The sequence below is a fragment of the Blautia fusiformis genome (assembly GCF_020686995.1).
GTDB classification, from domain to species: domain Bacteria; phylum Bacillota; class Clostridia; order Lachnospirales; family Lachnospiraceae; genus Blautia_A; species Blautia_A fusiformis.
Genome location: NZ_JAJEPT010000001.1, coordinates 381,971 through 390,080, shown reverse-complemented (window position 1 = coordinate 390,080; position 8,110 = coordinate 381,971). Strand labels below are relative to the sequence as shown.

Below are 8,110 nucleotides of genomic sequence, written 5' to 3'. Positions count from 1 at the left end.
GACGTATAGCCTTTAAATGACTTTACAGCTTTGTGGATGCCAAACTGAGGATCTACTTCCAAAAGCATATGAACATGATCTGGCATGATCTCCATTTCCAGAATGTCTACAGAAAGATTTGTAGCATACTCTGTGAGCAGCTCCTTCAGCCGGACGTCCACACCGTTAATTAATACTTTTCGTCTATACTTTGGACACCATGCTACATGGTATTTACAGGAATAGACGACATTGTTGTTTGATTTATATGTTGTGTTCATATTTATATTATACTATAGTTCATTAGTTAATACAATTACTATTTTGTCCATCTTCAATTACTTGCATAAATTCGATGGACGCGTCTTATATCCCCATAACTGAAGCAAGGGGTTTTACGACGCATTGGATAAAAACAGGCAATGAAATCGCCGCCTGGTTTCAAAACACGCCATATTTCATGAAATGCTTTTTGCTTATCAAGAAATGTATGAAAACCATTCATACTGACAACGGTATCAACAGATTCATCCTCCATTTGCAGGTTTCCCACACCCCCCTGAATACATTTGATATGCGCATGACTACCAAGTCTTTTTCTGGCTTGTTCAAGCATATCCATGCTGTAATCAATACAAGTAATATGTGCATTTTTCAGAGAGCTCCATTTGTTTTCCGTAAATACAGCAGTTCCAACCGGAACATCAAGAAGCTTTCCTGAAAAGTCATCAGGAACATATGATAAAACTTTTCGTGCTATATCATTATCATCCGTGCCACTCCAAAATAGCTTAATATACAGTTTGCTGAAAATATTTCTTTGCGTAAGAACATCGTCATATATATTTTTTGATGTTTCATAAGCATTTTGTATTTTGTCTGCCATATTACCCTCCAAATTTAATTTTAATTCTAAAAGCTTAAAACTATCGTTCTCTAATCTTCCTGACATTACGATTCATGAGGTGTCTTCCAATATGTCTATAAGCAAATGCTTTAAAGGCTGAAATTTCTTGATGATGTTCCTTCAACAGTTCATCTGGACAATCATAAACACCAAAATCCTGATTGATTCCCTCGCTCTGAATATAAGTATTGTTCCTATCAAACTCAATAATGAGATTTCTGAAATCCTTGACTGCTACTCCATAACCGCAAAATGCACCTGTACATTCCGAATTTTGTTCCTGTAACTTCTTTATGTAGGTTTTATCCAAAATGAAAGCTTCCAGTTCGTACCACTGATTTTCGAAATTAATTTCTACCCAGCTATGGAAAATACTTTTTGGAGCATTACGGTAAACAAACCCGGTCATAGCCCCTTTCTGCAATCTTTTATCAATCGTAAAACCATGTACTCTGCATGGAATATTGCAGGCACGTAAAAGTGCCATAAATAAAGTTCCTTTTGTATTACATTGTCCATAACCATCTGCAAGTACTTTTGAAGCTGAAATTCCGTCATCAATATTATATCCAAATAAAACATCATCTCTTACATAGTTGTAGATTGCCTTAATCCTTTCAAATTCACCCATTTCCTTCCATTTCATATTTTGAATAAGTTTTTGAATTGCCGGATTAGAAAAATCAACCATTCGTGTTTCCCTAAGATACTTATCTTTCATTTCCTATCGCCTTTCCCATAGGTTTTCTCACAACACAATGCATTCGCATACCTTTACGAATTTCAAATTTTTCTACTTTTAATCCTGCTTTTTTGCAACATTTTATGACCACATCTCTTGTTGGCACTTGGACATCTCCATGTCCGCATATATTTGCCAACGGCATTTCCAATGTATTCATTAGCCATACCAATACTTTATTGTCACTGGTCACATCTCTCAGTATCAATCTTCCATTTGGGCGAAGACATCTTTTCACACTGTCAAAAAATGCCTGTGGATCCGGATAATGATGGAAGCTCATAGAACAAATAATTGCATCAAATGAATCCTTTTCAAAAGGAAAGTTCTCACAGTCTCCTACAACAAATGTTGTATTTGGTATATTTTTCTTTTTTGCCTGTTCAATCATTGCCGGAGTCAGATCCAGTCCTGTATAATACCGGTCTGGATGTTTTTCTGCTAATAAAGAAATCATCGGAGCAGGCCCACAGCCTGCATCTAATAAATCTCTAAATGGCTCCTTCTCTAATTCTTCCAGAATATCCGGATAATCTTTCTTGCACATTTCGTAAATGCCAGCATGGTTACTTTCATATCTTCCTGCTGCTTTTGTAAACTCTTTAATTGACAATTTTTTATATTCTTCATTTTTCATGCTTTTTTCTCCAATCACTGTACCTTTTTCGCCTTGCATCCGCATTTCTTCATTTTTTTCATATAAACATAAAACTGCTTATGCAATTCCCTCATTTCATCTGGTGCCTTCATAGCATGTTGATACATAAATTTATCTCCAAAACTGCTTCCAAATGTAACTGCCAGCATAATCGTCAGAAATGACAATGGCAAAAAGCGAAAAATATTCATTTTCCATGGTGACAGTTTACCCTTTTGTTTTCGCAAAAAATTAAAATTTCTTTTCAGCCTTTCTGCTGTTTTCCTCATGATTTTCCATTCTTTTTCCACTTTCTCCGGATCGTCTGATTCATAATACGCATCTGCAATCGGTACCACCATAGCAAGATGACAAAGCTGCCATAGATGCATATCCGTTACTTTCTGGTATGGTATATGAGCATGCCTCAATAGCTCTGAAAACTGCTTAGTTCTTTCGGATTTATTTCCTGATATTTCTGCAAATGTTGTCGGCTGAATCAACCTTGGAGTAAGTGCTGCATCAAGGATACCATCATCATTTATACTTCCGCCTGCTCCTGGAAAAGCCGGTAATATTCTTCCTTTTCCGACAATGTCTTCCCATTTATTGTAACTGTCCAGTGAATTTATCATTGTAACAATCGTATTACTTTTATTATTTTTCAATTCAGTAAGTGCTTCATACAGCTGGTTTTCCCGGACAGTAAGCAAGACAAAATCATAAATATCATCGTTTGGTAGTTCTCCAAGAATCCTAATCTCTGCCTTTATTACTTCCTGATTTTTCTTATATTGCAATCCATTATTTCTTAAAACCTCAAGTCTTTTACCTCTGGCATAAATATTTGTATCATAACCGGCTTCTGCAAATAAAGCCGCATACAAGGATCCAATCACACCAGCACCATAAATCAATATTCTCATAAGAATCTTTCCTCTCCTCTTACCCCAGTGCCACATCCAAGATCATCATCAAACTAAATCCAAGTGCAAAGAAAAGCGTACCGATATTCGAGTGCTGTCCCTGAGACATTTCCGGAATTAGTTCTTCAACCACGACATATAACATAGCTCCTGCTGCAAAGCTGAGTAAATATGGTAATGCCGGGATTACCAGCTGTGCGACAAGAATCGTCATTACTGCTCCAATCGGTTCAACGACTCCTGAAAGTACGCCTCCCAGAAATGCCTTTCTCTTACTTTCACCCTCTGCCCTAAGCGGCATGGATATAATCGCTCCTTCTGGAAAATTCTGGATAGCAATTCCAAGTGATAAAGCAAGTGCACTTGTTGCTGTAATCTGTGCATTTTCAGCAAGAAATCCTGCATACATTACACCAACTGCCATACCTTCAGGGATATTATGTAACGTAACTGCCAACACCATCATCGTAGTACGGCCAAGTTTGCTTTTCGGTCCCTCTGTCTGATCACTTCCAACATGAAGATGTGGAATCAAATGATCAAGTGCGAGTAAAAACAATATACCAATCCAGAACCCAACAACTGCCGGAACAAACGATAAAGTTCCCATATTCTCAGATTGTTCAATTGCCGGAATCAGAAGACTCCAGATTGAAGCAGCAACCATTATACCTGCTGCAAACCCTGCAAGTGCACGTTGCAGTAACTTGCTAAGTGTTTTTCTCATAAAAAACACGCATGCTGCACCTAGCGTTGTTCCAACAAATGGAATCAGTATACCTTCAAAAACATTCATTAGCATTATATATTCCTTTCTGTATAGTCAAAAGTACTTTCACATCGCTCTGTTGTTAGCTTTGACTAACTACCATGTATAAAAGAAACCGTGCAAAAAGCAAACTGTAATTTCACACGGTTTTCCTTATGTTTAAGTATATCACTTACGAAATCATATAACAATATAATTCTTTTAACAATTTACAAGAGAAAGATCATCCATGTATGCACGATCTGCAAAAATCTCAGATGCTGTACGAAGTCCCTTGCTCTCAGCGATATCACCAAGAACTGCTCCTGCACAGTAATAAACGATCAGATCTTTGTCATACTCGCAGATTGCCTCACAGATCGCTGTGGAAATATCCTCGTCATACTGGCAGCCATTCCCCATTGCTCCATGAGGAGCGACATGCTGAAGCTTCATTCCGTAGCTCTTGGTAAATGCAGCCAGTGCTCCGATCTGGTATCTGACATAATTCTTAACTTCATCATGAGAGAGAACCATCTTTCTTCGTCCAAAGCCAAGAAGATCCGGATATCCAGGATGGGCTCCAACCATAACGCCACGTTCCTTTGCCATGCGGACTACCTTATCCATTACCATCGGATCGCCTGCATGCCAGCCACATGCTACATTTGCTGTTGTGACATATTTGATGATTTCTTCATCGCCGCCAAGCTTATATGCGCCAAAGCTCTCACCCATGTCACTGTTTAAGTCGATACTGTACATGTTGCTACCTTTCTTTACTTGTTGAAAGTATAACATGTTAAATAAAAATAATAAAATAGATTATTTTTTCAGAATATATTAATATTTTCTATATTTCTTTTGCAATAAATTTTACTTTTCTTTGATCCGTTCTTTGAAAAGCTGTTGACAAAGATTTTTATATATGATTAAATAGTCATATGAACATTAATTCATATATTCATATAAAAAACAAACGAATCAGCAAGGAGAGTTCATATGGAAGAAAAATTAAAGAAAGATTCCATGAAGTCCGCAGATTCCTGCGGCTGCGGTCACGAACATGCGCATCACAGCCATGATGAGCATGAAGAACATCACGATCATGAGCACCATCACCATGATGAGCACTGCGTCTGTGGTTGCGAGAATCATGACCATGAAGATCATGAACATGAGCATCATCACCACCATGAGCACTGCGGCTGTGGTTGCGAGGATCACGAGCACGAACATCATGCACATGAGCATCATCATCACCATGACGAGCACTGCGGCTGTGGTTGTGAGGATCATAAACATGAACATCATGAACACGAGCACCTTCACCACCATGACGAGCACTGCGGCTGTGGCTGCGAGGATCCCGAACACGAACATCATGCACACGAGCACCTTCACCACCATGGCGAGCACTGCGGCTGTGGCTGCGAGGATCATAAACATGAACATCATGAACACGAGCATCCTCATCACCATGACGAGCACTGCGGCTGTGGTTGCGAGGATCATAAACATGAACATCATGAACATGAGCATCATCATCACCATGACGAGCACTGCGGCTGTGGTTGTGAAGATCATAAACATGAACATCATGAACACGAGCACCTTCACCACCATGACGAGCACTGTGGTTGTGGCTGCGGGGATCACGAGCATGAGCACCATGATCACTCCCACAATGCTCTCACCGCAAAGCGTGTCTACATTCTGGAGAACCTCGGCTGCGCTCACTGTGCTTCCAAAATGGAGGAACGGATCCAGGCTCTTGAAGGCGTCGAAAGCGCTACCATTACTTTTGCAACAAAACAGCTTCGCTTAGGGGCTGCAGATCCAGACGCTCTGCTTCCGCAGATCCGCAAGATCTGCACATCCATTGAGTCTGAAGTTAAAGTTGTTCCGAGAAATCCAGCTCCGGCAGCTTCCACTGACACAACAACCAAGACCTATCTTCTGGAGAATCTAGGCTGCGCTCACTGCGCTTCCAAAATGGAGGAACAAATTGCAAACCTTGAAGGCATTTCCGAAGCAACCATCACTTTTGCAACAAAACAGCTTCGCTTAACTGCAAAGAATCCGGATCGATACCTGGATCAGATCCGTAAGATCTGTACATCCATTGAATCCGAAGTTCTTGTAAAAGAAAAGGATCCGAAGCCAAAGGCTCAGTCCCCAAAAACAGTGACTCACACAACCGCTTCCAAGAAGAAATTTTTCTCCAAGGAAAACATAGATATCATCTGTATTATCATCGGTGCAGTACTCTTCGTTGCCGGAGAGATCATGGAACACAAAGGCTTTGGTACCAGTGCCACTCTTCCTGTATTTGTGATCGCATACCTGGCGCTTGGGGGTGTTATCGTTGTAAAAGCTGCCAAAAACATCTCTCACGGACAGATTTTTGACGAAAACTTTCTCATGAGCATTGCAACACTTGCCGCTTTTGCCATCAATGATTCTGCTGAGGCCGTAGGCGTTATGCTCTTTTACCGCATCGGCGAGCTTTTTGAGGAAAAAGCCGTTGAACGAAGCCGCGGGCAGATCATGGATGCCGTAGACCTTCGTCCGGAAGTTGTAAACCTGGTCACAAGCGATGATATCCAGGTAATTCCCTCTGAAGAGGCTCAGATCGGAGACATTCTTCTGGTCCGTCCCGGAGACCGCATCCCTCTTGATGGTATCGTAATTGAGGGAAACAGCCGTATCGACACTTCTCCGATCACAGGAGAGCCTGTACCGGTTGCTGTAAATGAAGGTGATGAGATCACTTCTGGCTGCGTCAACACCTCCGGCCAGCTTAAGATCCGCGTGGAAAAACCTCTGGAAGAATCCATGGTCACTCGTATTCTGGATTCCGTAGAAAACGCGGCAGCAAGCAAACCGAAGATCGACCGCTTTATCACACGTTTTGCCAGGGTTTATACTCCTTGTGTTGTAGGAATCGCAGTGGCAACTGCCATACTCCCATCCCTTGTTACCGGAAACTGGCATTACTGGATCTACACAGCCATTACTTTCCTGGTAATGAGCTGCCCTTGTGCTCTTGTACTTAGTATCCCGCTGGCCTTCTTCTCCGGGATCGGTGCCGGTTCTAAAAAGGGTATCCTTTTCAAGGGTGGCCTTTCCATCGAAGGATTAAGTAAGCTCGGCGCTGTGATCATGGATAAGACCGGTACTATCACAGAGGGTAACTTCCAGCTTCAGAAGGTTGTTGCCACCGGTAAATACACGGAAAATGAACTCCTTTCCATGTGTGCAGGCTGTGAACAGAACTCCACACATCCTATTGCAAACAGCATCGTTGCTGCCGCAAAGGAACGTGAGATCCAATTTGAAAAACCGATCTCCCTGGAAGAAATTTCCGGTCACGGGATCGTTGCGGAAATGCCGGAGGGAAAAGTTCTCTGCGGAAATCGCAAGCTGATGGATAAATTCGGAGTTACAATCGGAGAATTAAAGGAAGCCGCTTACGGCTCTGAAGTATTTATGGCAGTAAACGGAACCTTCGCAGGATATATGCTGATCTCCGATACCATCAAACCTGACGCAAAGGAAGCCATTGCTTCTCTGAAAAAGCTTGGTCTCCACACCGTTATGCTCACTGGAGACTCCGAAGACAGTGCACAGGCTGTAGGAAAAGATGCCGGGATCGATGAGATCTATGCAAAGCTTCTTCCGGAGGATAAGCTCAATGCCCTGAAAAAGGTCCGCCAGGCACATGGAACGGTTATGTTTGTCGGTGACGGTATCAACGACGCTCCTGTTCTTGCAGGTGCTGATGTAGGTGCTGCCATGGGAAGCGGTGCAGATGCTGCCATTGAAGCCGCAGATGCCGTATTTATGAATTCCAATGTAGATGCGATCCCTCAGTCCATTGCCATTGCACGAAGCACAAACCGTATTGCATGGCAGAACGTAATATTTGCCCTGGTGATCAAGATCGCAGTTATGATCCTTGGTCTTGCCGGACATGCCAACATGTGGATGGCCGTATTTGCAGACACTGGCGTTGCCATGATCTGCGTGCTGAATTCCATTCGTATCCTGTATAAAAAATAAGATCCGTTCTGCAGGGCAGATATCCTGCAGCGGATCCCTGTGCATCCATACACCTCCCCAGTGATGCAGAAAAGAATTTGACCGGTGCGTTTTTTTCAGCTACAAT

9 protein-coding genes are annotated in these 8,110 nt (G+C 41.9%); 1 reads left to right on the top strand and 8 read right to left on the bottom strand.

Annotated features, from left to right (window positions below):
• The 8 genes from tnpA to LKD46_RS01865 all read right to left on the bottom strand — a co-directional run.
• Positions 1-260, bottom strand: a 260-nt coding sequence (gene tnpA, locus LKD46_RS01900; protein ID WP_227573726.1) for an IS200/IS605 family transposase, incomplete at its 3' end; no start/stop codon positions are given.
• Positions 261-313: 53 nt separating this feature from the next.
• Complete coding sequence (locus LKD46_RS01895) at positions 314-865, bottom strand: class I SAM-dependent methyltransferase (RefSeq protein WP_110102478.1); 552 nt, start codon at positions 863-865, stop codon at positions 314-316.
• Positions 866-905: 40 nt separating this feature from the next.
• Positions 906-1,607 (bottom strand): transglutaminase-like domain-containing protein, encoded by a 702-nt coding sequence (locus tag LKD46_RS01890; RefSeq protein ID WP_015527132.1) that lies wholly within the window; start codon positions 1,605-1,607, stop codon positions 906-908.
• Complete coding sequence (locus tag LKD46_RS01885; RefSeq protein ID WP_044962031.1) at positions 1,597-2,265, bottom strand: class I SAM-dependent methyltransferase; 669 nt, start codon at positions 2,263-2,265, stop codon at positions 1,597-1,599. The genes LKD46_RS01890 and LKD46_RS01885 overlap by 11 nt, the downstream gene beginning before the upstream one ends.
• Positions 2,266-2,279: 14 nt before the next feature.
• On the bottom strand, positions 2,280-3,191 hold the full coding sequence (locus LKD46_RS01880) for a ketopantoate reductase family protein (protein WP_227573725.1): 912 nt from the start codon (positions 3,189-3,191) through the stop codon (positions 2,280-2,282).
• 19 nt (positions 3,192-3,210) lie between these two features.
• Positions 3,211-3,993, bottom strand: coding sequence for a ZIP family metal transporter (locus LKD46_RS01875; protein WP_173740065.1), 783 nt, complete (start codon positions 3,991-3,993; stop codon positions 3,211-3,213).
• 168 nt (positions 3,994-4,161) lie between these two features.
• Positions 4,162-4,704: a 5-oxoprolinase subunit PxpA gene (locus LKD46_RS01870; protein WP_330409194.1), complete on the bottom strand. Its 543-nt coding sequence runs from the start codon at positions 4,702-4,704 to the stop codon at positions 4,162-4,164.
• A 249-nt stretch (positions 4,705-4,953) separates the two neighbouring features.
• Entirely contained in the window at positions 4,954-5,679 is a 726-nt protein-coding gene (locus LKD46_RS01865) for a hypothetical protein (protein WP_227573732.1), read from the bottom strand.
• Between the two features lie 12 nt (positions 5,680-5,691).
• Here LKD46_RS01865 and LKD46_RS01860 point away from each other — a divergent pair, with 12 nt between their 5' ends.
• Positions 5,692-8,004 (top strand): heavy metal translocating P-type ATPase, encoded by a 2,313-nt coding sequence (locus LKD46_RS01860; RefSeq protein WP_331465926.1) that lies wholly within the window; start codon positions 5,692-5,694, stop codon positions 8,002-8,004.
• Positions 8,005-8,110 lie beyond the last annotated feature (106 nt).